The sequence below is a fragment of the Acidobacteriota bacterium genome, from assembly GCA_028875575.1.
Lineage (GTDB): Bacteria > Acidobacteriota > Terriglobia > Versatilivoradales > Versatilivoraceae > Versatilivorator.
In genome coordinates this window covers 80991-105527 of sequence record JAPPDF010000080.1, presented here as the reverse complement: position 1 = coordinate 105527, position 24537 = coordinate 80991, and the positions used below count along the sequence as shown (strand labels likewise).

Sequence of the window (24537 nt, the reverse complement as noted above, 5' to 3'; positions counted from 1 at the left end):
CTTGGCTCTTAGCGAGGCGACGCCTCAGACCAACAATCTCGGGAAAACACACATCCACTCAGAGAAACGACGAACCACAAATGGACACGAATGAACATCAATTATCGGATTGATGAATTGATCATTTTGAAATATTCGGCAGCGGGACGTTTAGCGGGAACGGCCACAAAAGGCACAAAAACACAATTTGCGACTTTTGTGCTTTTTGTAGTTGGAAAACATTTTTCACCAGGTCGCACCCAATATTGAAAAAGGCAAGACCTCAGGTTTGCCGGCAAGATTACCTGCCCCGTTGCGAATTTTGCAAAATGCTCGAACTGTCAATTGGGGCGTGGGCCAAACGACATCGAGGGGGTTATCGACGAATGACTGGAAGTCATGCCAGGTCAACAGAGTTGTAGAGGCATTTTGGCGCCTCTTGTGGTTGAAGGAGGCCCAAGTGTATTCGTGCCTATTCGTGTTCATTCGTGGTTCATTTTCATAAACGTCCGCCGGGTTTTCCTCGAGTGATCCGCACGGGAGCTCAGCTCCCGGCTAACCTCTTTTCACCCTTCACCCTTCATCCTTCACACTTCAATCTCCACTGCCTCCCCGAAACACGTCGCCCATCGACTGGCCGGCGTAACCGGTCATCTCCAGATATCCCCGGCCTGTAACCGGATTGGCGCCGCGGGTGCCGGTCACCACCACGGCGCCCTCCCAGTAGGTGACCTGGGTAGAGCTCGGCGTGCGCAGCTCCTGGTCCGGTTGGGCGGCGGTCACCGTCAGGCTGAGTCTCTGGCCGGGAAGGCTCAGGTGCCATTGGATCGGATAGCGGGCTCCGCTGTGGGGAGACTGCCAGGTCCCCACCGGATCCAAAGTAAAGTCGGACCTGCCCAGGGCACGGGATTGTCCGGAGGCCTCCAGCAGAGTCCCGCCGGAATGGGGGTCGAGCCGGCCGTCGGACCTCCGCAGTTGGAACAGCATCAAGTCCTGGCCATTGTCCAACTGGAGGGCGAACCAGTCCCACCCGATCTGGTCCGGTTCCAGAAAGCTGGTGCCGAATTCATGGTCCATCCAGCTCAGCCCGCTGACTTCGAATTTCCGGCCGTCAACCCAGATTCGGCCGCGCGTGGGCATGCGCGTCAGAGAATAGTAGTGAGAGGCGTTCCCGTCCTGAGCTCCTTTCCGGCTGAGTCCGGCCTGGCCGTGCAGGAGAGGTTTCCTGCCGGGTTCCAGCTCCAGGTCGATCCCGAAGTCCTCGTCCCGTGCCTGGAGCCGGTGGCGGCCGCCGCTGTCGAACTCGGCCTCCCAGCTCTCGTTCCAGACTCGGTAGGTTTCGGTAGAAGCCCCGGCCCATCCCGGCCCGGCCCGGTTCAACCGTTCGGCAAAATGAAAGCCGCCGGTCTTGAGGTCGCTCAACGCCAAGTGGGCCATGAAGAGGTCTCTTACCGCCCAGCGGGAAGGGTTTTCCGGTCGGTTCCGGACACCCACCCGAAAGAAGGTGAGCTGGAAGCCGAACCGCCGCGAGTTGCTGTCCGCCAGATTTCCCGTGTAGTACCACCACTCGATCCGGTACTCCGGGTGGCTGGCGTGGTCGCGGGGAAACTGCATGCGGTAGCCGGGCCGGGCCTGCCGCCAGGTCTGGGCCCAGCCCGCGCCCGCCAGCAGGCAGGGAATCAAGGCCGCGGCCAGCAGGAGTCGTGGCCGGAGCCGGAGCGGGATCGGGAATTTCGTCGAGGGATGAGGCTTCTTGTCGGGAAAGCGACGCGACCAGAACTCCCCACCGTCCCGGCGGTACACCATGAACACGGTTCCATTTCCTTGACTGTCAGGCTTCCCGGGCCGACGGAATCCGCCCGGCACGGTAGGCGGGATAGATGCCCGAGAGGGTTGTGGCCAGCAGGATCAGCAGGGACGACTGCAGCAGGAAGCCCGCCGGCAGGTAAAACTGGATGGTCCAGTTGAAGCTCTGGACGTTGATCACGAAGACCAGGATCAGAGAGAGCAGAATCCCGGCCACCACTCCCAGCCCCTGGCTCACCGCCCCCAACAGCGACGCCTCGATGATCACCATCTTCCGGATTTGCCGCTGCTCCGCTCCGGCCCAGCGCAGCAGGGCCAGCTCCGGTTTGCGGTCCAGTATCAGGGTGACCAGGGTGGTGGCCACCCCAAGGATGGCCACGGCCACGGCGATAATCTCCAGAGCATAGGTAATCGTAAAGGTGTTGTCGAAGATTCGCAGGACTTCCGCCCTAAGAGAAGCATTTGTATGCACGAACAGACGCGAATGGGGCGGGAGTCCCGCAATCATTTCCGAGCGGACCCGTTCCGGGTCGAGTCCCGCCTTCAGATAGACCGCCAGGCTGCGGGGAGGCCGGTCTCCGTAGTACTTGCGGAAGGTGCTCCGGTCCAATACCACGACTCCCTGATCGCTCGAGTAGTCGTAGTAGACGGCGGCCACTCGAAAGGCACGCTGCCCCTGGTCCGTGTTGAGCACCAGCCGGTCTCCCACCGCCTTCCGATGCCGGAGCGCAAAGCTTTCCGAAACCACCGCCGCGTCCTCGCCGATGGCGGCTCTCATGGCCGATCGCCCCTGGCGTGGAGCCTTGAAGAGCAGCCCTGAACGGCTCAGGTGCACCTCGAAGTCACCGGATCCCAGCAAGACCCTGCGGTCCTGATAGTCGATGTTGAAACTGGTGAAGGGGTCGACGGCAGCCACCCGGGGGTTTGTGGATATCAGTCGCACGACTTCGGGAGAGAGCGTCGACTCCGAATAGACATTGGAACGCGTGGCCGGGGCCACAAAGAGGTCGGCTCTCAGCGTCTGCTCCACCCAGTACTGGACCGTCTCCCGGAAGCTGCCGATCATGACGGCGATGGCTGTAAGCATGGAAAGACTCACGGCCAGGGCGGCCACCGAGATCGAAATGCGGGGTATTGATCCGCTGAGGTTGGCGTTGGCCAGCAGGGCCTCCACTCCCGTCCGCCGCCTGGTGAGCCAGGAACCCGCCCTCCCTGAGAAATGCAGCACCACCGGGACCAGAAAGGCGACCGCGAAAACGGTGGCGAGGCAGGCTGCATAGCCGAAAAGGGGAAGGCCGTCGACCGAATCCAGGCAGGCGAACCCGACAGCCAGGGCGGACAGGATCGGGGGAAGCCAGCGTTGCCTCCAGCTCAAGCGGATACGGCTCTCGACCCGGTCGGCGCCGCGGACAGCTTCGGTCGGCGCCACCCGTGAAGCTTCCAGGGCGGGAAGCAGTGCCGCCAGCAAGGCCAGGGGGATGCCCACCCCGAATGCCAGGACCAGGTGTTCCGGACCGAGCGACACCGGTTCGGCGGCGGATCGGATGTAGAGCCGATCCAGCGTGGCGCCTGTCAGTCCGAGGGCGCCGCGGGCCAGCCAGCCCCCCAGCAGGATGCCCAGAGAGCATCCCAGTGCCGCCAGCAGGCCGGCTTCGGCCAGGAACAACCCCGCCACCTGTCGCCGGGAGCCGCCCACGGCCCGCAGGATCCCGACTTCCTGGCGCCTGGTGATGACCGACAGCGACACCGTGTTGTAGATGAGAAACAGGCCAACCAGCAGGGCGATGTGGGAAAGGGCGGTCAGGTTGAAGTGAAAGGCCTCCAGCATTTTTTCCACCTGGCGCCCGCGGCGGGAGGGACGCTGGACGGCCAATCCCTCCGGCAGCCGGGCGGCGATGGCGGCTTCGGCACCGTCGATGGAGATCTCGGGTTTCAATTGCAGGTCGACGCGGTCGATCCGACCCAGACGCCCGAAGAGCCACTGGGCGGCTGCGATGTCCATCAGGGCGAAGGTTCCATTCAGAGCCCGGGCCGGCCCCCGGTCCAGAAGCAGACCGCGCACCGTCAAGGTTTCCCGGCGATCCCCGATGTCGAGGTCCAGGCCGGAGCCGAGATCCAGGTTGTGCCGTCGTGCCAGTTTCTGCGTCAGCACGATGGCCCCGGGGTCGCTGAGCAGTTGCAGAAACTCCCTGGGGGTGGGGGACTGTTGCCGATCGGCAAAACGCACCAGGCGGTAGTCCCGAAGGGTCTCATCCCTGAGAATGTCGACCCCCAGGATTTTCAGCCATTCGGTGGTTCCCGAAGGGAGTGAAGCCCTGGCTTCTCCTTCAATGACAGGACTGATCTGTCCGTACTGCTCCAGCCAGTCCAGCTCCAGCAGCCGATCTTCCCTCAGGCCTTGACCTGAGCCGACGATCTCCAGCGAGGTCTTGCCGGCCACCATTTCCAGGGCCGTCTCGAAGCTGCGGACAGAACTCTGATTGGCCATCCGAACCGCCAGCACCACGGCAATGCCCAGGGCAACGCCCAACACGGTTGCCAGAGCGCGCAGCTTTTCCTTGCGGAGGCGGCGCAGGATGAATGTCCGGAAGAGATGCATTAGTTGCCTGGATCGTGTCCGGCAATGGGCCGCCGGGACTGGAGGTCGGCCTCGATCCTGCCATCCACCATGTGCAACAATCGCTGGCCGGCAGCCGCCATCTCGGCGGAGTGGGTGGCCAGCAGCACAGTGACTCCCAGGGAGCGGTTCAGTGCCTGCAGAAGCTCCAGCACATCGGCCCCGTTGGCGGAATCCAGGTTTCCGGTGGGCTCATCCGCCAGAAGCAGCAAGGGGTCGTGGCACACCGCCCGCGCGATGCCGACCCGCTGCATCTCTCCTCCCGAGAGCTGCTGGGGGTAATGGCCCTGACGATGGAGCAGGCCCAGGCGCTCGAGCAACCCGGTGGCCTTCCGCCTGGCGACGTCAGGGGATACGCCGTCCAGCATGAGGGGCAGGGCCGTGTTTTCAAGGGCGGTGAGGGTGGGCAGAAGATTGAAGGATTGAAAGACGAAGCCGATCTGACGGCGGCGGACTCGGGTGAGCCGGCCTTCGTCCAGGCTCCCGAGATCGGTACCGTCCAGCCAGATGCGTCCCCGGGTGGGATAATCCATGCCCCCGCAAAGATGCAGCAGGGTCGACTTGCCGCACCCGGAGGGTCCCGTCAAGGCGACGAACTCTCCTTTTTCCAGGGACAGGTTCACCTCCCGCACGGCAACCACGGGGGCCTCTCCCTGGGTGTAGGTCTTTCCGACTCCCTCGGCGCTGAGTACCGGCACACCGTCCCCCCGGTTTACAAACGGGGCTATGATAGTGCAAAAGGGGGGCCATTTGCGGGGTTATCCCTTTGGGACTACGAAGGGGATCCACCAAGGGACAGGAAGTCGCACCCAGGTCAAAACTCTGCAGAAGGCTTATTGTAGATTCTGGAATTTCCGCAAAATCGGGTGTCCTGATCCCCCAATCAACAATCAGAATTCGACAATCAACAGGGCCTCTTGCAAAATTCGGCAGCGGGACGTTTACCGGGAATGGCCACAATAGGCACAAAAAATAAATTGTGACATTTGTGCTTTTTGTGGTTAGCCAGCATTTTTTACCAGGTCGCACCCGATTTCGAAACAGGCAGATCCTCAAGATTGCCGGCAAGAGAACCTGCCCCGCTACGATTTTGGCGATAGGCTCAACAATTCACTAGTGGTCCTTCGTGGATAACTCTTCTGGTTACATATGCTTAAGCGCGAGCTGAAATTCTACTGGATCGCCCTGTCGGCGGACTTCGCCTACATGTTGTTCGTCTTCACGGTGACCCGGCTGATGGCCGAACAGCAGGCCAGCCTGATGGCTCTGGGCATCCTGGGGGCGGTTTCCTCGCTTGGCTTCGGCCTGGGGGCTCCGATCGGAGGCTGGGCTTCCGACGTCTGGGGCGGGCGCCGCGTCGTCGCTGTCGGCGCCACCGCCCAGGCATTGGTCCTGCTGGCGTGCATCCAATGGCATTCCGACCATCAATGGTTTTACCTGTATGCGCCGATTGGAGGCGCCTCGGTCGGGGTGATGCTTCCCCCGGTCATCGCCTGGTTGACGCGGGGAGGACTGGAGCAGCTTGGCCCCAGGCTGCAGGGCCGGCGGCTCTTCCGGTTCTGCCTGTCCTGGAACCTGGGAATGATCGCGGGGCAGGCCGCGGGAGGTTGGCTCTTTCCGTGGGGTCCCACCCTGCCCCTGCTGGTGGGGTTGGTGCTGATGCTGGGGGTGCTGGTTCGGACCGGTTTCCCGATCGCTGCTCCCACTCCCGCCGCCTTGCCTCCCTCCGAGCGGGAGATGGCCGTGGTTCCCAAGTCCGCCCGCACCTTCGTCTACCTGGGATGGCTGGCCAACGTGGCCAGCGCCATGGGGGTGAGCGTCATCATTCATCTCTTTCCCCATCTGGCAACCGAACTGGAGATCAGCGCTCCCATCCACGGCCTGATGGTGGCCACCAACCGGTCGATGGTTATCGTCACCTATTCATTAATGTTCTGGTTGACCTTCTGGCGTTACCGTTTTTCGGCCGCCCTGCTGGCGCAACTGTGCGCGCTGGCCGGACTGATGCTGCTCGCCTACAGTCGAACCGTCCCGTTCCTGCTTTTGGGCCTGATCCTGTTTGCATTGCTGTCGGGCTACAACTACTTTTCCAGCATCTTCTACAGCACCACCACCTTCGACCGGAAGCGGCAGGGACTGGTCAGCGGAATGCACGAAGCCAGCCTGGCGGTGGGCTTTGCCGCGGGCTCATTGGGCGGGGGCCTGGCGAGCCTGTGGCTGGGGTCCCGGGCGCCTTATCACACGGTAGCCCTGGTAGTGCTGGTGACGACAGGCATCCAGTCCTGGGTCCACTGGAAGGGGAGGAAACGCCAGTGTTCCTGACGCGACGTCAATTGCGCCTTGAACATCGTAGCAACTAGTCGCTACCTTGTGGTGTATGAGATCAGTCGGAATCAAGATGCTGAACAACCGCCTGAGCGAGTACGTGCGGCTGGCAGCTTCTGGAGAAACCGTCCTGGTGACAAACCGGGACCGGGTCGTCGCGGAGATCGGTCCGCCGAAATCAACCAGGAGCCCGGTTCTCGCTGACGCGCTGCTGGCCGAAGCAGTGCGCAAGGGCTGGTTGACGCCACCCCTGCTGCCGCTTGCCGGGGAGCCTCAGACACCGGGGCCGGTAGCGCCACTCCGCGACCTTCTCTCCGAATTGGAGAGTGATCGAAGCGACCGGTGATCGACCTTGACACGTCGGTTGCACTCGCGTGGCTCCTGGCGGAGGATCGCCGTCCGCCCGCCTCGCTTTGGAGCCAGACGCTGGTGGTTTGCCCCTACTCGCGCAGGACGATTCAAGCCTGTGACTTCTCCGAGAGGAACGATCTACTCCACGACCATGATGGTGGTTTCGAAACTTACTGCTTGCCGGCCGGCTGCCGGGGCCCGCGTCAACAAAGTCAGCTTGTATCTGCCGGGCTCCACGTCTTTGAAGGAGAGGTTAAAGCCCACATCGACAGTTCCGGATCTCCGGGACTGGGTTCTGCCTTTCCCTAAACGAACCGGGGGGAATCGGCTGCCCCGGCCGCTTTCATCGGCGAGTTGGATCTGAGCCGTCATCCCATCGCTCTCAACGGGATAGTTGATGTTGTAAAGCCTGTAACAGATCGTGACCGGGTAATTGCGGTCGATCTGATCATCCATCGGAAGAAGAATCAGGATATCCTTGAAGATCAGCGAGTCGCTGTCCTCCAACAGGCTTTGCCGCAGTTCGCCGCTCAGATCAGCCAGTGGAATGAGCTGTTGGCTCAGCACCAGATTACCGCCTCCCAGGCCATCCGGGAAAGGGGAAGGAACGAGTTCTTCTTCTGCAAAGTCTGCCTGGGCGGAACTCGCTCCCGCTCCGCTCTCCGGAACGGATGGCCTGGCCGTCTCCACGACTTCTGCTTTTGCCATTGGGCCCGGGGGGCTTGCCTCCCTCTCCGGGATGGGAAGCTTGACCGTCTCTTCAAGTGATCCCATCCTGGCCTGATTGCCTTCTCGGACTATGGACTTGATCCTGTACTGGCCGGCAGGAAGTTCCACGTCCGTTTTGGAAGTGAATCCGTGATCGAGCATGGTGAGATAGCTGGACTCGCTTAGATTGAGTTCCACCTTCTGCTCGGAACCTTCCACGTGCTCGTCGTTCTGGTCGTAAACCATTGTGACCAGATGAAGCAGATTCCGGTGTTTCCCTTCCTGATGAAGAAATTGCACCCCCTCGATCTTGACGTGGGTCAACACGCTCAAGCGATAGCGATCCTCGTTGAGCCGAGAAGACTCATAGTCCAATTGCACCGGAATCTGGTTGAAATCGACCGGTGCTTCGAGGGCGAGCTGAAGATCCTTGTTCTTGCTGTTCTCAAGGGACGGTTTTTCCCGGGGCGCAAAGTAGCCCTTGCGGTGTCCGAGTGTCAGGCCGGGCCGGTCCACTTCCACCTTGATCCTGTGATATTTGCCGCTGGGCTCCGGATCGGGGGCAGTGTAGGAGAGCGCATAGTAGAAGGACCGGGCGTTGTGGATCTGTCTGAGGCCCTCGAAGAGATCGTTGCTGTCACGAAAATAGATGCCCCCGGTGTCCACGGCCAGCTGTTCCAGGTAGCGGTCCAAGAGGACTCGGTATCGGCCCAGGTTCGCGGTGTGAAGGCCCTTCATGTCGACGGTGTTGAGGGTCACGCGGGATCGCAGGGCCTGGTCGATCAACCGATCCAGCCTCCATCGCATTGCCGGCCCTGGAACAAATCCTTGGGACAGAAGGATCAATGACTTGTTCGCCCTGACATGCCGCAGGAAGAGAAGATGCTGATCCAGACTTGCCAGGAGCCTACGAATAGCCGCCCGGATGCGCCTGATGACTGAAAATCCAAACTCTCTGTGCAGGAGAGGACGGGACAGTTGCAGATTCCCTGGTACTAGATCGTCAATCCGGTCCTGCAATTGCTTGCGGTCGTTGGTAAAGGGTATTCGGACGTTCCCGGAGGCCGAGAAAATGCCCACCCGATCATGAGGCCCCATTTCTTCTGCGACGAATTTTTTCAGCGCAGAGACGGTCCAGGCATAGTACCTGGGAGTGTGCGCAGTCAGGTCGTCAATGAAGCAACTGATGAGGCGGGTTGGCTCACCCTGGATGTCCTCTGGAGATCGCACCCGCGGAGTTTGCCCTCCAGCCTGGTCGCTGGCTGAATGCCCCGCTTCCGGACCGACGATCGGCCGGCCGGACTCCAGCTCGAAGCTTTGAATCTCTTGACGTTTGTCGTCTTCGTAAAGCGTGAAGTCATCGATAGTCAGATCTGTGACCGGCTTCCCGGCTTTGTCGGTGACAGTGACGTTCACCAACACGGTGTTCACCGGCACTCTGACGGTAAAGGGTGGGGATGGCTGCGATTCCTTGGCTGAATCGGGATCGATCGGCGGCCTCTGTGGCGAGCCGGACGCAGAAGCCGGAGCCATCAATTTCAAGATCAGCCAGAAGGCTACGGGGCGGATGAAGACACGATGGCAGAGTCGAGAAGACATCATCTTGAACGAGTTGTTGGAATCGGGATTGGTTACTACTCTATTATAGAACCAAATGGTTGATCTCAAATCATTTGAATACTGTCAGTCATCCTGAGCATGCCGCTTCGGCATCGGTATTGCTTCCGGGCCAACAGTCTGCTGGCGTCCTCCGCTCCTCCCGTTTACAATAGCTGGCCTGGCTCATGAGCCCAGTCTGGCATCGGCGCCCTCCGTGTCTCCGGGCGCTCCGCCCCACCGGCATTGGAGAATCATGTCCGTCCGAATCGGAGTCGACGTCGGGGGAACCTTTACCGACATCGTCTGCTTTGACGAGCAAGAGGGGGACTTCAGGCTGCTGAAGGTTCCCAGCACGCCCGAGCGGCCCAGCGCGGCCGTCATCGAGGGAACTCGCCGCGTCCTGAGCCAGTTCGAGGTTCCCGCCGAGTCGGTGGGGTTCTTCATTCACGGGACCACCGTGGCCACCAACACCATCCTGGAGCGCAAGGGAGCCGAGGTGGCCCTGCTGGTCACCGCCGGCTTCCGGGACGTGCCCTACATCATGCGGCAGGACCGGCCCCGCCTCTACGACTACTTCCAGCAGCGTCCCCAGCCCCTGATCCCGCGGGAGCGCCGCTTTGAAGTCCCGGAACGCATGCTCTACTCGGGTGAGGTCAGCCTGCCCCTGCAGGAGGAGCCCGCCCGACAGCTGCTGCGCCGGCTGAAGGAACTGGAAGTCCGGGATATCGCCGTCTGCCTGCTGCACTCCTATGTGAACCCGTCCCACGAAAGAACGCTCCGGGACTGGATCCGGCAGGAGATTCCCGAGGCCCGGGTCTCGCTCTCATCGGACATCCTGCCCGAGTTCAAGGAGTTCGAGAGATTGAGCACCACGGCCGTCAACGCCTACGTGCTGCCCTCGGTGGGCAGCTATATCCAGCGGCTCGAGGAGGGGCTGGACTCCCTGCAAGTTCCCTCGGGACTTCATATCATGCAGTCCAACGGCGGCATCATGACCTCCGAGACCGCCCAGAGCCACTGTGTGCACATGGTGCTTTCCGGACCGGCCGCCGGCGCCCTGAGTGGACTGGTCCTGGGGCGAAAGGCCGGGCTGGACCACATCATTTCCATCGACGTGGGAGGCACCAGCGCCGACGTGGCCGTGGCCCGCGACGGCAACCTCCACTTTGCCGAGGAGAGCGAGATCGCCGGGCAGGTCCTCAAGATCCCGGCCATCGAAATCAACACGGTCGGGGCCGGCGGCGGCAGCATCGCCTGGGTCGATTCCGGGGGAGCCCTGCAGGTCGGCCCTCAGAGCGCCGGCGCCCATCCGGGCCCCGCCTGCTACCGGCGAGGAGGCAGCCGGCCCACTGTTACCGACGCCAACGTGGTCCTGGGTCGCTTGAACGCCAACTACCTCCTGGGAGGCGAGATGGCTATCGATGCCGAGCTTTCCGCGAGGGCCATCGGCGACGGCGTCGCCACGCCGCTGAATCTTGAGCCGGTCGAGGCTGCCGAAGGGATTATCCGAGTGATCAATGCCGTAATGGCCAAGGCCATTCGTCGCCTCTCGGTGGAGAAGGGATGCGACCCCAGGGAGTTCACGCTGGTCAGTTTCGGCGGCGGGGGGCCCCTGCATGCCGCCGAGCTTGCGGCCGATCTGCAGATCCCCCGGGTGCTGGTGCCGCCGGTCCCGGGAGTCAGCTCCGCCCTGGGTCTGATCACGGCCGACTTTCGCCACGACTACGTGCGTACGGTGTTGTGGAAGCAGCAGCAGGCCTCCCTGGGCAAGTTCAAGGACCTGCTGCGAGAATTGCAGTCGTCGGCCCTGTCCCAGATGGAAAAGGAAGGAGTTGCCTCCGGACTGGTGGCATTTGTGACCGCTTCCGACCTCCGTTATGAAGGGCAGGGATTCTCCCTTCCCGTCTCCTTCGAGCTGGAGGAACTCTCCGGTTGGACCGACCTGGGTCCCCTGGTCCAGCGATTCCACCAGCGGCACCAGGAGACCTACGGATACCACGACGAGCAGGCTGCCACCGAGGTGGTCAACCTGCGGCTGGCAGCCATCGGACGCCTCTCGCCGGCAACCCTGGCGCGGCTTCCCGAGCGGCAACCCGATCCGGTCCCGGCCCTGGTGGGAACCAGGAAGGTCTACGTGGAGGGCCGATTCACCGACGCCAAGGTCTACCGGCGCTCCGGACTGGGATGGGGCTCGGTGGTGCATGGGCCGGCCATCGTGGAGCAACTGGACTCGACCACCCTTATCCTGCCCGGCCAGCGGGCCGAAACCGACGAATTCGGCAATCTGATGATCACCTGGGAGAATCGCCAATGACCGCCGGAAACCCGAGTGCCCAAGTCAGGACCGACCCCGTCACCCTGCAGGTCATGACCAATGCCATCTACTCGGTTGCCGATGAGATGGTGGCGGCTCTGGTCCGGACTTCCTTCTCCACCAATATCAAGGACCGCAGGGACTGCAGCGGCGCCGTCTTCACCCGGGACGGCCAACTGGTGGCCCAGGGCGAGGTGGGCACGCCCCTCCATCTGGGGGTGATGCTGCCGGCCGTGCAGACCGCCATTGCGGCCATTCCCCCCGAGACCCTGGAGCCGGAGGACGACATCATCGTCAACACCCCCTACCCCGAGGGCCCCGGTCACCTCAACGATGTCACCCTGGTCTCACCCGTCTTCGATGGCCCTCATCTGGTGGCCTACGTGGCCAACATGTCCCACCACGTGGACGTGGGCGGATTCGCCCCAGGCAGCATGGCTTTCGGTGTCTGGGAGCACTTTCAGGAGGGCCTGCAGATCCCCCCGCTGAAGCTGGTCAAGCGGGGGCGCATCGATGAGGACCTGGTGCGCCTCATCACCGCCAACCTGCGGACCCCGGTGGAGTTCCGGGGCGATCTGGCGGCCCAGATCGCAGCCAACAACGTGGGCGAGGAGCGTCTCCAGGGCCTGATGCGGAAGTATGGCCGGGAGACCGTGCTTCACTACATGAACGAGATCATGGACTACTCGGAGCGGCGCCTTTCGGCAGCCATCAGGGAACTGCCCCAGGGATCCTATTCCTCCCAGGACTACCTGGAAGGGGATGGGATCTCCACCGAGAAAATCGCCATCCGGGTGACCGTCACCGTTCAGGGATCCGAGCTGACGGCCGACTTTCGGGAGAGCGATCCCCAGGCCCTGGGGCCCATCAACTGCCGTCCGCCCTCGGTGAAAGCCTGTGCCTACTACCTGGCCAAGGCTCTTCTGGACCCGGGTCTGCCCCCCAACTCGGGCGCCTTTCGCCCCATCAGGGTACTGACCAGGCCCGGCACGCTCATGGAGGTTGAGTTCCCCGGCGCCCTCTGCAACGCCAACATCGTGACCACCCAGAGAATCGTGGACGCCCTCATGGGCGCCTTTCTCCAGATCATTCCCGAGCGGGCCGCGGCTGCCTGCTCGGGGACCATGAACCTGCTGAACATCGGAGGCCGCGACCCCCGCAGCGGCGCCCTCTTCAACTACATCGAAACCTACGGCGGCGGTCAGGGAGCGCTGGTGGATCGCGACGGGACCTCGGCGGTGCAGATGCACATGACCAACACCCGCAACGCTCCGGTCGAGGTGATCGAATCGACCTACCCCTTTTTCATCCGCGGCTACGGCCTGGTCTCGGAAAGCGCCGGGGCCGGCGAGTTCAGGGGAGGCTACGGCATGCGGCGCGAGTTCGAGATCGAAGCCGACCGGGTAACGGTCACACTCAGCTCGGATCGATTCGAATTGGCTCCCTGGGGAATCTTCGGAGGCAGGAGCGCTTCGACCGGAAACTGCAAGGTGGTGCTGCCAGACGGATCGGTGCAGCAACTTCCCTCGAAGGTGACTCGGGTCCTGACCAAGGGATCCCGGCTGATCAGCACCACTCCGGGGGGCGGAGGCTGGGGAGATCCTTGCGAACGCCCTGCCGAACAGGTCCGCCAGGACGTGGTTCAGGAGCTGCTGTCGAGGGAGTCGGCCCTGAGCATCTACGGGGTCGTTCTCGATGACGATCTGTCACTGGACTCCCACGCCACCGCCGAGGAGAGGGAGAAACGCCGGTCCGCATCGGGCGTTGAATAGGGTGAGTCAGCAAAGCCGGCAGGATTGGACGGCCGTCTCGGAGCGCACCATGAAAATTCTCGTCTTGAATCCATTTGCAGGGGGCATGCAGGAACTGGAGCGGTGCCGAAGGGTGGCGGGACCGGACACCGAGATCGTGTTCGAGGACATTTCCGACGTCTATCCCCTCAGCTACGTGACCTACATCTACTATCGCCACCGCTGCGCCGACGCCGTGGCCGAGCGGGCCTGCCGGGCTCAGGAGGAGGGCTTCGACGCCCTGTTCATCTGTTGCTGCTACGATCCGGGCCTGTGGGAAGCTCGCGAGCTGGTGAACTTCCCGGTGACGGCGGCCTTCGAGGCCGGGTGCCACTATGCCAACGCCATCTCACAGAGGTACTCGGTCATCGCTACCGAGTACAAGACCGTGCACTGCTACCGCGAGATGGCTCAACTCTACGGAGCCGGCTCCAAGCTGGCCTCGGTGAGGCATATCCACCTGTCGGCCAGGGAGTCCTATCCGGACCGCACCGATCCCCGGGAGGTGGTGGCCCGGACGCTGGAGGTGGCTCAGAAATGCGTGGAGGAGGACGGCGCCGAAGCCATCCTGATGGGGTGCACCCTGCAGAGCTGCCCGTTGACGGTTACCGGCGTGGACGACTCGCTGGGAGCCCCCATCATCGATCCGGTGCTGGTGGGCGTCAAATACACCGAGTTCATGGTGGAAGCCAGGCGGGCGGGATTGCCCATATTGAGTCGGTTCGGCACCTGGCAGAAGCCTCCGGCGGACGAGGTCGAGAGGCTGCGGAGGGCAAGGGTACGGTCGTCAAGTGGCTAACCCGCGGGTCTGAAAAGAAGTCCACGAAAGGCAGGAAAGGAAAAGAGTAATCCACGAAGGGACACGAAGAAAGACAGGAAAACAATATTCTTTGGCACCAAAGGCCGGGGCCAAATCCTAGCGGTCCTCAAGTCCTTAGCTGCTGGTGCTTCCAACTGCCTCTCTTACTGTCTCGGCAATCCAGGCGTTGAGGCTTTTCCCCTGGATACTGGCGGCTGTGGCGGCGGCCCGATGGACCTCCGGCGGGAGTCGGAGAGGAATCTTCCCGGAGAACGGTTTATCCGGCGTTCTTCCGCGTTCTTCGCATACCTTGACGTAGTCATCGATCGAGAACTTGAACTCCTTCTTGAGTTGGGCGACCGAGGTGCCCTCGAATACAATGACGTCTCTGGTATTTACCACTTCTCCATGGAAGACATCGGCCTCGTCATCGAAAGTCACTGCCGCCCGGTATCCCTTGTATTCCATCATCGGTTTATCCCTGCCTCCTTCAGGAATCGCCTGACTGCATCTACAACTCCCTTGCGCGCTTCCTTCCCGGGGTAGGGTCGGTGGAAGTGACCCACCCTGTTGTTCAATTCGACGTAGACCCTGGAGCCTTCCCGTTCCTCGATGTAGGCACCACAGGCGGAGAACAACGACTCGATATCAGCCCATTTGATACCTGACTGTGTGGGACGCTTGAAGATCGCGTCCAAGGTCTTGAGGTGCTTCTTCCTCACAGGGATATAATATTATAAAATGATATCATAATCACGTCTCGGAGAGCTTTATTGCGAGTGGACTTCAAACCGCTCAGAGGGCAATGAATAACGCGAAGGGCTCAATCAGTGATTGAAATTGAAGGCATCCGCTGCTCGCAACGGTGACAGCGTTGATCGTGATTCCGTTAACACTCTTGTCCTTGTAGCTATATTATTGTAGTTACAAGGAGGGCCTATGAAGGAGACTTCTAGAGAACGCACCAAGCAGCAGAAGGCGGAGATCGAAGCTCTTGCGGCCCTTCCCGACGAGAGAATCGATACGAGCGACATTCCTGAGATTCGGGATTGGTCCGGCGCCAGGCGAGGAACCCTCTATCGGCCGGTGAAACAACAAATTACGCTAAGGCTGGATGCCGACGTGGTGGCTTGGTTCAAGACCAACGCCCCCGGTGGGCGGGGGTACCAGACTGAAATCAACCGGGTGCTCCGCCAACACGCCAAGATGGCGTTGCACCGCACTTAAGCTCTGTGCTCTATCGCAGCCCGTCCCCCGGAATCCAGTCGGTTCCGGCCAGGGGGAGCTTGGCCATGGCGGCCGCTTCCACCGTGAGCGCAACCAGGTCTTCCCGCTCCAGGTGGTGGACGTTGGATTTGCCGCAGGCCCTGGCCAGGGTGGTCAACTCCATCGTTAGGGTCTGAAGATAATTCTTGAGGCGGCGGGCCCCCCAATCGGGCTGCAATCGCTTTTCCAGCTCGGGGATCTGGGTGGTCACTCCCACCGGGCACAGCCCGGTCTGACAGTGGTGACAGTAGCCGGGCCCCGTGCCCAGCTTGGCGTACTCGTCGCTGACGTCCACCGACCCCTGTCCATCGAAATACGAGGGGCTGTTGCAGCCCAGCGCCATCAGCACGGCTTGGCCCAGAGACACGGCGTCCGCCCCCAGGGCCAGAGCCTTGGCCACGTCGGCCCCGGTGCGAATTCCCCCGGAAACCACCAGTTGCACCTCGCCCAGGACATCCATCTCGTCCAGGGCCTCCACCGCCTGCCGCACGGCCGGCAGCGTGGGGATCCCCGCGTGCTCGATAAACACCTGCTGGGTGGCTGCCGTTCCCCCCTGCATGCCGTCCACTACCACCACGTCGGCGCCGGCCTTGACCGCCAGCTTGACGTCGTCCCGCACCCGGGTGGCTCCCAGCTTGACGTAGATGGGGATCTGCCAGTCGGTGATTTCCCGCAGCTCGTTGATCTTGATGGTCAGGTCGTCGGGGCCGGTCCAATCGGGATGGCGGCAGGCCGAACGCTGGTCGATGCCCTCGGGCAGGGTCCGCATTTGGGCCACCCGCGGGCTCACCTTGAGCCCCAGCAACATGCCGCCGCCCCCGGGCTTGGCCCCCTGACCGATCACCATCTCAATGGCGTCGGCCTGCCTCAGATCCTGGGGATTGAACCCGTAGCGGGAGGGAAGGCACTGGTAGACCAGCGTCTTGGAGGATGCCCGTTCCTCCCGGGTCATGCCCCCGTCGCCGGTGGTGGTGGAGGTACCCACCTCGGAGGCCGCCCGGCCGATGGCTTCCTTGACGTTGGCCGAAAGCGAGCCGAAGCTCATGCCCGCGATGGTGATGGGGATGTCCAGGGTGATGGGCTTCTTGGCACGCCGGGTGCCCAGGACGGTCCGGGTGAGGCACTTTTCCCGGTATCCCTCCAGGGGATAGCGGGAAGCCGAGGCCGTCAGGAAGACCAGATCGTCGAAATGGGGCACCCTTCTCTTGGCGCCCAAACCCCGAATGTCGTAGAGGCCTTGCTCCGAGGCCCGATGGATGTACTCCAGCACGTGCCGGTCGTATAGAGAACTCTCTTCCAGGTCGATCTTCTTGGTCATGGCTCAACGCTACCCGCCGGGCTTTTGATAACTTCTTCTTTCGGCGGTCTGTTCCTCGCTAGTACTCCTGTTCGGCGTCCACGTTCCAGTGGTAGAGCGTCTTGGCGGAGGCCACCCGCTTGAATTCCCGGGGGGACCAGTCCAGCTCCGCTCGGCTCAGCAGTTGCCCGACGGTGGCGTAGTCGCTCTCGGCCATGGGCTCTTCCCGGGCGTCGGCCCCCAGCGAGTGAATCTTCCCCCGAATGTAGATCACGGCTTCATAGAGCGAATCGCCCAGACCGGCGCCGGCGTCGCCGCAAACCAGCAGGTGACCGGCCTGGGCCATGAAGGCGGACATGTGGCCCACGTGGCCTCCCACCACGATGTCGCCGCCCTTCAGGGAAATGCCGCAGCGGGAGGAGGCGCTTCCCTCGATGAAGAGCAGGCCTCCATGGGCCGAGGCCCCGGCGCACTGGGAGGCGAATCCCTTGACCCGCACCTCTCCGGACATCATGTTCTCCGCGACGCTCCAGCCCACATTTCCATGCACCACGATCCGGGCCTGACGGTTCATGCCTCCCAGGAAATAGCCGGCGTGGCCCCTGACGTCCACCTGCGCCGGCGCATCCATGCCCACGGCTATGTTGTGAAGCCCGTTGGGGTTGAGGATCTCGATCCTGGAAAGGGACTTGCTCCCGATTTCATGATGGAGGTAATGGTTGAGCTGGCGGACCGACAGCTCCTGGAGGTCGACAGACGCCAAGGCTATAGACTCCATGAGTAGATCTCCTCCGGCACCGGCTCGAACAGCTCCGCCGACCGGATGCCGGGCAGGTGGGCCAGGGAGCGAAACTCGGAGCTCACGGCCACGTAGTCCTCGGTTTCCGCAACCACCGCCGGCTTGCAGGCAAAGGCGTCCCGGACCAGCACCAGCTTCTCGGCCGTGGCCATCAGCAGCGTGTAGAACCCGTCCAGCTCGATGAAGGCTGCCTTCAAGGCGTCTTCCAGGGATGCTCCCTCCCTCATTCTCCACTCCAGGAAGCGGCAGGCGGCTTCGGTGTCGTTGTCGGTCTCGAAATCGATGCCCCGCTTCTCCAGGCGCCGGCGCAAGCTCCAGGGGTTGGAGAGGGAACCGTTGTGCACCAGGCAGAAATCTTCGCCGGCTGTGAAGGGATGGGCGTGGGCAGGCGAGACCGCCGATTCGGTGGCCATGCGGGTGTGACCGACGCAGTGGCTGGCCGCAAGGCCTGAAAACCCGTAACGCTCGGCGATCTCGGCGGGATGGCCCTGGTCCTTGTAGACCTCGATGGACCGGCCTGTCGAAAGCAGGTGCACGGCGGAAAACTCCCGGGACAGCCACTTCTCCAGGCTATCCGGTGCGATCGCTGAAACCAGGCGCCCATGGTTTTCGATGGCGCTCAGATTGCCTTCGCAGGCGGTGTCCCGCTCGAAGGCCTTCCCCAGTTCCGTCCAATCGAACCCCGGCTGGCCGCAGTACAGGCTGAATCGCCGCAGCGGGCCGTTCCCGACCGGGGAAAAGACCGCCAAGCCGGCCGAATCGGGCCCGCGATCCCCCATGCAGTCCATCATGGGGGTGACCCATTCTCCCAACCGGGCCCGCTTGGATTCAGGCTTGATCAGCAAGCCGATAATGCCGCACATGTGGAACTATTTACCCCCATCCCCGATTTTGGCAGATCCCTCTTGAGCCTTCTCCAATGCCTTGGTGGCCCTTCGCGATTCGTCCTGTCACTTCGTGGATCACTCTTTTTCTTTTGTTCCCATTAAGTGCCGCCCCCGCCCTGCAGGACGGATCATACGAGAACGAAACAAGGGATCCAAATTGGCTATCGCGAGCCTGTGGCATGTCCCGCTAAACTGGTTTTCTACAGATTGAACAACGATGCACAGGATGCACAGGATTAACAGGACGAGAGCTTCCTGCACCAGAAGCCGGCTCGGGCGATGATCCAATGCGGATTTGCGGATTCCCGGCATTGGAAGCTAGCCGTTTCCTGAACAAATCCTGTGCATCGATGTTAATCATCCCTGGTGCCCTTCATTGACCCCCTTGCCGACCTTTGGCGCATCCCTCTTGAGCCGACTCCAACCTCTTAGTGGACCCCCGTAGTCCTTCCTGCGTGTCACTTCGTGGATTACTCTTTTTTTCGTTTGTTTCAGGTAAGTCCGCCCCCGCCCTAGCGTGCGGATCATACGAGAGTGAGACATCGAACCTTCATGGCCTGTCAGCAACAGGAATCCTGACTCCGGCGATAATCGCTTGCGGATTTGCGGATGTTCAGGACTGCAAGCCCGCTGTCTCCAGAAAAAATCCTGTGCATCCTGTGCATCGATGTTAATAGAAAATTTGCCCGTGCTTGCCTTTGAACCGGTTCCTCAACTCCGGGCGTCGGCGTTTGTTTCAGGTAAGTCCGCCTCCGGCAGGCTTCCACGCTAATAGAACTCCAGGTAGCGCTGGACTTCCCAATCGGAGACGTGGCGCTGGTACTCGATCCACTCCATCTCCTTCAGATCCGCGAACTCCTGCAGGAAGGCCTCTCCCAATTGTTCGGCAAACAGGGAATCGGCCTGGAGGGCGTCCAGGGCTTCCTTCAGGGATTGGGGGAGCACACCGATGCCCATGTCCCGCAGAGCCTCCGGGGTGTATCGGTAGTGGTTGATGTTGTGGGGCGGTCCGGGATCGAGCTTGCGCTCGATGCCGTCCAGGCCGGCCACGATCACCGCCGCCGTGGCCAGGTAGGGGTTGCAACTGGAGTCGCACAGCCTCAATTCCAGGCGCCCATAGGGGACCCGAACCATCGAAGTCCGGTTGTTGTCTCCGTAGGAGATGTAGGCTGGCGCCCAGGTGGCTCCGGAAAGGGAACGGCCGACCACCAGCCGCTTGTAGGAGTTGACCGAGGGGGCCACCAGGGCCGTCAGGGCCGGACCGTGGGCCAGCAGGCCGCCCAGGAAGTGGTAGGCCATTTCCGACAACCCCAGTCGATTCTTGTCGGAATCGTCCTGGAAGAGATCGTTGCCCTGGCCGTCCCAGATCGACATGTGGATGTGGCTGCCGGTTCCGGTGCGGTTGGACATGGGCTTGGGCATGAAGGAGCAGATCACGCCGAACTCACGGGCGATCTCTCCGGCGGCCATCCGGAACAGCACGTAGCGGTCGGCCGAGGTCAGGGCCGATGAGAAAGTGAAGTTGATCTCGAACTGGCCGTTGGCGTCCTCATGGTCGATCTGGTAGATGTCGAATCCGATCGATTGCAGCGAGCCCACCAGCTTTTCCAGGAAGGCCCGGCTGCGGGAGAGTCCCTTGTAGTCGTAGCAGGGCTTCTCCAGGGTGTCGGTATCGTCGGCGGGTCGGATGGAACCGTCCGGATTTCGGCTCAGCAGCATGAACTCGGGCTCCAGCCCGGTGTTCAGGATCCAGCCCCTCTGTTCCAGGCGCTTCAACTGCTGCTGGAGAATGTGGCGGGTGTCGAAGGGGTAGGGCTCTCCGTTCACCCGGCCGGTGCAGACAATCCGGGCAAATCCAGGCTGCCAGGGCACCAGCGTCAGGGTGTCCAGGTCCCCCACGGCCATGAAGTCGGGGTCATGGGGCTCCTGACCCAGGCCCCACACGGCGAACCCGGCAAATCCGGCGCCGTCGGTCAGGATATCCTCGAAGTGGCTGACCGGAACCGCCTTGGTCTTGGCCACCCCATGGACGTCGACAAACTGGGCCAGCACGAACTTGACATCGTTTTCCTTCAATAAGGTCTGGGCTTGGTTGAGGTCCATGGACACTATCCTTTCAGTGAACTCGCCTGGAAAAGGCCGGGATGGAGGCAACCCAGCCCCACCGCATCGCCGCCGTCTTCCCGGACGATGCCCAGCAGCGTTTTCCAAAGATACACACTATAGCTCGGGTCCAGCCAAATCCGAAACCCGGCGATGCCGGACACCTCCAACTGCAGCAGTCGGCAGGAGACTCCGGCCACCCGGCTCAGGACCACCTGCCCCGCCGATTCCCGAAAATCGTGGCCGCAGGTCTGGCCGAGAACATCATTGGTGCGGGATCCGATCAGCAGAAACGAGGCCTCCTGGCGCTCCACCCGGTAGATCCCCGGGGGATTGGCCGAAAGCCGGTCCCGGATGCGGGAGACCACCCGCCCCTGAAGTCCGTCTTCCAGAATCACTTCCTCCCTGTCGATGCGAACCAGTATCCCATGGTCTTCAATGGGTGCGACCGCGTAGAGGGTCTCGGCCGTCTGCAGGCCATTCTCCCGCAGCCAGGCCAGGACGCCCGCTCCCTTCAGACCCAGCCGGGGCAGGCAGCTCAGGTCGGCCAGGGCAAGGCGTTCCTTGATCCGCTCTTCCTGCTCCGGGTCGGAGAATCGGAGAACCGCGGCCATGCCTTGAACCTCGGTCCAGACGGGGTACATGGGTTCCAGCAGGTCGTGGACCGGGCTTCGCCTGACGAGTCTCGGCGCTGAAGGTCTCATAGGGCTGGCGCCTGCTTTTGGCGCAGGTTCCCGGGATCGTAAAAGGGCAGCTCCACCACCCGGCCCGTGACCATCCGGCGACCACCAGTCCGGATGGAGATGGACGTTCCCGGTGCCGACAGTTCCGGGTGAACGTAGGCCATGCCGATGACCTGCTTCAGGGTGGGGCTGAAAGCGGCGCTGGTCACCCGGCCGGCAATCTCTCTCCCCTGGATCACCAGCTCGCATTCCCGGGGCACGGGCCCGCCATAGCTCTCGGGGAAAGCGAACCCCACCAGACGGCGTTTGAGGGGCCTGGTCTTCAGAATGGAGAGGCTGCGCTGGCCCAGAAAGAAGGGCTTGTCGGCCTTGACCGCCCAGTCCATCCCCGCCTCGGCCGGATAGGAGAGTCCGTCCGAGTCCTGGCCCATGATCAGGTGCCCCTTCTCCAGCCGCAGCAGGCGTTGAGCCTCCACGCCGAAGGGGCGAATGCCGGCACCCCGTCCGGCCTCCAGGATACGGTCCCAGACCCCCACGGCGGCGTCGGCGGGCACGTGGATCTCGTAGCCCCACTCGCCCACGAATCCGACTCGCAGGACACGGGCCGGTGCCCCGGCTACCTGGCCCTCGCGGACTCCCAGGTAAGGGAAGGCCTCCGGATCCAGGTCGATGTCGGTCAACGGCTGCAGCACCTCGAGGGAGCGGGGCCCGGCCAGGTTCATGGCCCCGTAGGAGCCCGTCAGGTTGAGCACGATCACCTGCAGCGACCAGAGCAGGGCCCAGCGGGTCATCTCCCGAGCCACCGCGTCGGAAGCCCCGCTGGTGGTGGTCACGTAGAAGCGGTCCGAAGCCAGCCGGGCCGCCACCCCGTCATCCACCATCATTCCGCTCTCGTCGCACATCAGGAGGTAGCGGCTTCTCCCTTCCTTCAACTTGGCAAACCGGCCCGTGTACATCTTTTCAATGAATGCCACGGCGTCCGGGCCGCAGATTTCCAGCTTGCCCAGGGTGCCCACGTCGACCACGCCCACCCGGCCGCGAACAGCCTCGGCTTCCGCCTGGATGGTTGCCCTCCGGTCGATTCCGGGGATCAGGTAGTACTCCGGCCGCAGCCAGCTTCCCGCAACCATGAAACAAGCTCCCAGTTGCCGGTGGCGGGCGTGGATCGGGGTTCGGCGCTGGGGGCTGAAGATGCGTCCGGCCAGATGGCTCAAGGGCACCGGGCTGGTGAAGGGACGGGCCGTGGTCAGCCCGGTGGCTGCCAGCGATTTCCCCTTGAGCCGGGCCAGGATGCGACTGCCGTTGAGATTGGAATGCTTGCCCTGGCTGGGTCCCATGCCCAGGGTCGAGTAGCGTTTCAGCAGCTCGGCGCTGTCGAACCCCTCCTGGAGGCTGTGGCGGATGTCATCCAGTTGAATGTCTTCGTCCAGGTCCACGAAATTCTTGCTCCGCGGGTGGGGAACTACCGGGTAGGGGTGGCTGAAGGCGGGTCCCCGGCGGGGGGGCTCCGCCGGCCCTTCGGGAGGGGCCGTTCCCAGAAAGGCCGCGGCCTGGCGGCCGGCGCGGCGGCCGTCCTCGAGCTGGTCTTCCAGGGCATAGACTCCGTTGACCCGTCCCGCGGCAAAGATCCCCGGCGGCAGTCGGTCCGGGACATACTGTTGCAGGGATTCATCGTAGGCCATGCGGGAGCCCGCCTGGCGGAGGATGCCGTCCGCGGGGGCCCATCCCACGCTCATGGCGATGCCGTCGCAGGCAATGGGCTCGGACCTCTCGGGCAGCGGATCTCCGCCCGCGTCCAGAGGGCAGAGCAGGGCCCCGCGGATGGCTCGCTTGCCGGGCGCCGGAAGGGATTCGAAGATGGCAGTGCCCGTGCGTATGGGGATTCGGCGCCGGGCCACCTCCTCTTTCCAGGCTGACGCCTCCCCTTGCGGCCGCAGGTCGCAGACCAGCGCCACCCTCACCCCCGCCCGGTGCAGGTCGACCGCCGCCCGATATCCGTCGGTATTGGCCGCCAGCACCACAGCCTGGCGGAAGGGCTTCACCGCATACTGGTGTATCAGGCGCTGTGCCGCCGAGGCCAGCATGACCCCGGGGAGGTCGTTGTTGCGAAAGACGGCGGGCTGGTCGAAGCAACCGGCCGCCACCACCAGGCCGCGGGCCCGCAGCTTGGTGAGTCGCCGGGAGTCGATCAGCGCCACCCAGCGGTCGGCGTAGCAGCCGGCCGCCGTGGTTCCGGTGCGCATTTCCAGGTTGGGCAGGGCGGCGGCCCTGGCCAGGAGCTCTGCCAACAGGCCCCCGGCTTCCGGCTCGCCCGGCAACTGGAACCCCAGGGTCCCGCCAGGCAGGCGATCCTCTTCCACCAGCAGGACCTTCATTCCCAGCTCGGCCGCGGCGATGGCCGCCGACAGTCCGGCGGGGCCGGAGCCCACCACCAGCAGATCGCAGTAGTCGTAGCGCTTGGGGGTAGGCTGCAGCGGTTGATAGGGATGAATGTTGCCCAGGCCGGCGATTCGGCGCATGCGGCGCTCGAAAAAGGGAAAGAGGCTGCGAGGCCGGTGGAAGACCTTGTAGTAGAAGCCAACCGGAAGGAAGGGTGAAAAGAGCTCGGTGAAGCGGTACAGGTCCGACCGAACGCCTCCCCAGGTATTGACCGCCCTTGCCTCCAGCCCGGGCTCGATGAGGGTGGTGTCCATCCTCAGGTTGGTCGAGTCCCGGTTTTCGGCCAGGGCGTTGCAATCCAGACCGCTCAGGCTGAAGATGCCGCGGGGCCGATGGTACTTGAAGCTGCGTCCCAGCACCCGCACGCCGGAGGCCCACAGGGCCGTGCTGAGGGTGTCCCCCCGATAGCCCTGGTAGCGCCGGCCTTCGAAGGTGAAGTCGACCGGCTGCTCCCGATCGATCCGTTCACCCGGCTGGGGGCCGAGGCGTTCACTCATGGCGGTCGTCTTTCCCATACAGGTAGGTCCGCAGGATCTCGTCGGTGGAGGTGTTGCGTTCGGCAATAAACCAGACACCGCTGGCCAGGTGGCACCACCACTCCTTCTTGACAGCTGCCGCTCCGGAGCGGTGAAACACGTAGTCGGCCCATTGTCGGTCGGAACATTCTTCGGGCGGGGGCATGTCCCGGAAGGTGCCGCCGTAGGAAAATTCCTGGATGGGCCGCCAGCCGTTGACGGGGCAACGCATCAGCTTCATCTGCCGCATTCCTCCTGCT

Annotated in this window: 20 protein-coding genes; 7 read left to right on the top strand and 13 right to left on the bottom strand. The window is 62.8% G+C overall.

Annotated elements, in window-relative coordinates:
* The first annotated feature begins 90 nt into the window (after positions 1–90).
* Entirely contained in the window at positions 91–249 is a 159-nt protein-coding gene (locus OXI69_12115; GenBank protein MDE2666886.1) for a hypothetical protein, read from the top strand.
* A 324-nt stretch (positions 250–573) separates the two neighbouring features.
* On the opposite strand, the gene OXI69_12110 is transcribed toward OXI69_12115, so the two are convergent.
* The 3 genes from OXI69_12110 to OXI69_12100 are packed head-to-tail and all read right to left on the bottom strand — an operon-like array spanning position 574 to position 5100.
* The gene (locus OXI69_12110) at positions 574–1785 is read right to left on the bottom strand and encodes a carotenoid 1,2-hydratase (GenBank protein MDE2666885.1); all 1212 of its coding nucleotides are present in this window, start codon (positions 1783–1785) and stop codon (positions 574–576) included.
* A 25-nt stretch (positions 1786–1810) separates the two neighbouring features.
* Positions 1811–4384: an ABC transporter permease gene (locus OXI69_12105; GenBank protein MDE2666884.1), complete on the bottom strand. Its 2574-nt coding sequence runs from the start codon at positions 4382–4384 to the stop codon at positions 1811–1813.
* The gene (locus OXI69_12100) at positions 4384–5100 is read right to left on the bottom strand and encodes an ABC transporter ATP-binding protein (GenBank protein MDE2666883.1); all 717 of its coding nucleotides are present in this window, start codon (positions 5098–5100) and stop codon (positions 4384–4386) included. The genes OXI69_12105 and OXI69_12100 overlap by 1 nt, the downstream gene beginning before the upstream one ends.
* A gap of 451 nt (positions 5101–5551) precedes the next feature.
* Between OXI69_12100 and OXI69_12095 the strand changes: the two genes are divergently transcribed.
* Both OXI69_12095 and OXI69_12090 read left to right on the top strand, forming a co-directional pair.
* The gene (locus OXI69_12095; GenBank protein ID MDE2666882.1) at positions 5552–6724 is read left to right on the top strand and encodes an MFS transporter; all 1173 of its coding nucleotides are present in this window, start codon (positions 5552–5554) and stop codon (positions 6722–6724) included.
* 76 nt (positions 6725–6800) lie between these two features.
* Positions 6801–7073, top strand: coding sequence for a prevent-host-death protein (locus OXI69_12090; GenBank protein ID MDE2666881.1), 273 nt, complete (start codon positions 6801–6803; stop codon positions 7071–7073).
* Positions 7074–7216: 143 nt separating this feature from the next.
* On the opposite strand, the gene OXI69_12085 is transcribed toward OXI69_12090, so the two are convergent.
* The gene (locus OXI69_12085) at positions 7217–9388 is read right to left on the bottom strand and encodes a VWA domain-containing protein (GenBank protein MDE2666880.1); all 2172 of its coding nucleotides are present in this window, start codon (positions 9386–9388) and stop codon (positions 7217–7219) included.
* A gap of 250 nt (positions 9389–9638) precedes the next feature.
* Here OXI69_12085 and OXI69_12080 point away from each other — a divergent pair, with 250 nt between their 5' ends.
* From OXI69_12080 to OXI69_12070, 3 genes are read left to right on the top strand one after another with little or no spacing between them, the layout of a single operon-like run.
* Positions 9639–11699 (top strand): hydantoinase/oxoprolinase family protein, encoded by a 2061-nt coding sequence (locus OXI69_12080; GenBank protein ID MDE2666879.1) that lies wholly within the window; start codon positions 9639–9641, stop codon positions 11697–11699.
* Positions 11696–13471 (top strand): hydantoinase B/oxoprolinase family protein, encoded by a 1776-nt coding sequence (locus OXI69_12075; protein MDE2666878.1) that lies wholly within the window; start codon positions 11696–11698, stop codon positions 13469–13471. The genes OXI69_12080 and OXI69_12075 overlap by 4 nt, the downstream gene beginning before the upstream one ends.
* A gap of 49 nt (positions 13472–13520) precedes the next feature.
* Complete coding sequence (locus OXI69_12070; protein MDE2666877.1) at positions 13521–14288, top strand: aspartate/glutamate racemase family protein; 768 nt, start codon at positions 13521–13523, stop codon at positions 14286–14288.
* Between the two features lie 135 nt (positions 14289–14423).
* On the opposite strand, the gene OXI69_12065 is transcribed toward OXI69_12070, so the two are convergent.
* Together OXI69_12065 and OXI69_12060 are read right to left on the bottom strand one after the other, a co-directional pair.
* A complete protein-coding gene (locus tag OXI69_12065) occupies positions 14424–14759 on the bottom strand; it encodes a type II toxin-antitoxin system HicB family antitoxin (protein MDE2666876.1) in 336 nt (111 codons plus the stop codon).
* Positions 14756–15010 carry a type II toxin-antitoxin system HicA family toxin gene (locus OXI69_12060; GenBank protein ID MDE2666875.1) on the bottom strand — a complete coding sequence of 85 codons (255 nt, stop codon included), beginning with the start codon at positions 15008–15010 and terminating at the stop codon, positions 14756–14758. Before OXI69_12060 ends, OXI69_12065 begins: the two co-directional genes overlap by 4 nt.
* Positions 15011–15227: 217 nt before the next feature.
* Between OXI69_12060 and OXI69_12055 the strand changes: the two genes are divergently transcribed.
* Complete coding sequence (locus OXI69_12055) at positions 15228–15515, top strand: BrnA antitoxin family protein (GenBank protein ID MDE2666874.1); 288 nt, start codon at positions 15228–15230, stop codon at positions 15513–15515.
* A gap of 10 nt (positions 15516–15525) precedes the next feature.
* Here OXI69_12055 and OXI69_12050 read toward each other — a convergent pair whose 3' ends face one another.
* From OXI69_12050 to OXI69_12020, 7 genes are all read right to left on the bottom strand, one after another.
* Positions 15526–16872, bottom strand: coding sequence for an FMN-binding glutamate synthase family protein (locus tag OXI69_12050; protein ID MDE2666873.1), 1347 nt, complete (start codon positions 16870–16872; stop codon positions 15526–15528).
* A gap of 58 nt (positions 16873–16930) precedes the next feature.
* Positions 16931–17629 carry a protein glxC gene (locus OXI69_12045; protein ID MDE2666872.1) on the bottom strand — a complete coding sequence of 233 codons (699 nt, stop codon included), beginning with the start codon at positions 17627–17629 and terminating at the stop codon, positions 16931–16933.
* Positions 17617–18513, bottom strand: a complete 897-nt coding sequence (locus OXI69_12040) for a class II glutamine amidotransferase (protein MDE2666871.1) — start codon at positions 18511–18513, stop codon at positions 17617–17619. The genes OXI69_12045 and OXI69_12040 overlap by 13 nt, the downstream gene beginning before the upstream one ends.
* Positions 18514–19305: 792 nt before the next feature.
* Positions 19306–20640, bottom strand: coding sequence for a type III glutamate--ammonia ligase (gene glnT / locus OXI69_12035; GenBank protein ID MDE2666870.1), 1335 nt, complete (start codon positions 20638–20640; stop codon positions 19306–19308).
* A gap of 5 nt (positions 20641–20645) precedes the next feature.
* Complete coding sequence (locus OXI69_12030; GenBank protein MDE2666869.1) at positions 20646–21344, bottom strand: hypothetical protein; 699 nt, start codon at positions 21342–21344, stop codon at positions 20646–20648.
* Entirely contained in the window at positions 21341–24259 is a 2919-nt protein-coding gene (locus OXI69_12025) for a 2Fe-2S iron-sulfur cluster-binding protein (protein ID MDE2666868.1), read from the bottom strand. Before OXI69_12025 ends, OXI69_12030 begins: the two co-directional genes overlap by 4 nt.
* Complete coding sequence (locus OXI69_12020; GenBank protein MDE2666867.1) at positions 24252–24518, bottom strand: sarcosine oxidase subunit delta; 267 nt, start codon at positions 24516–24518, stop codon at positions 24252–24254. The genes OXI69_12025 and OXI69_12020 overlap by 8 nt, the downstream gene beginning before the upstream one ends.
* Positions 24519–24537: the final 19 nt, after the last annotated feature.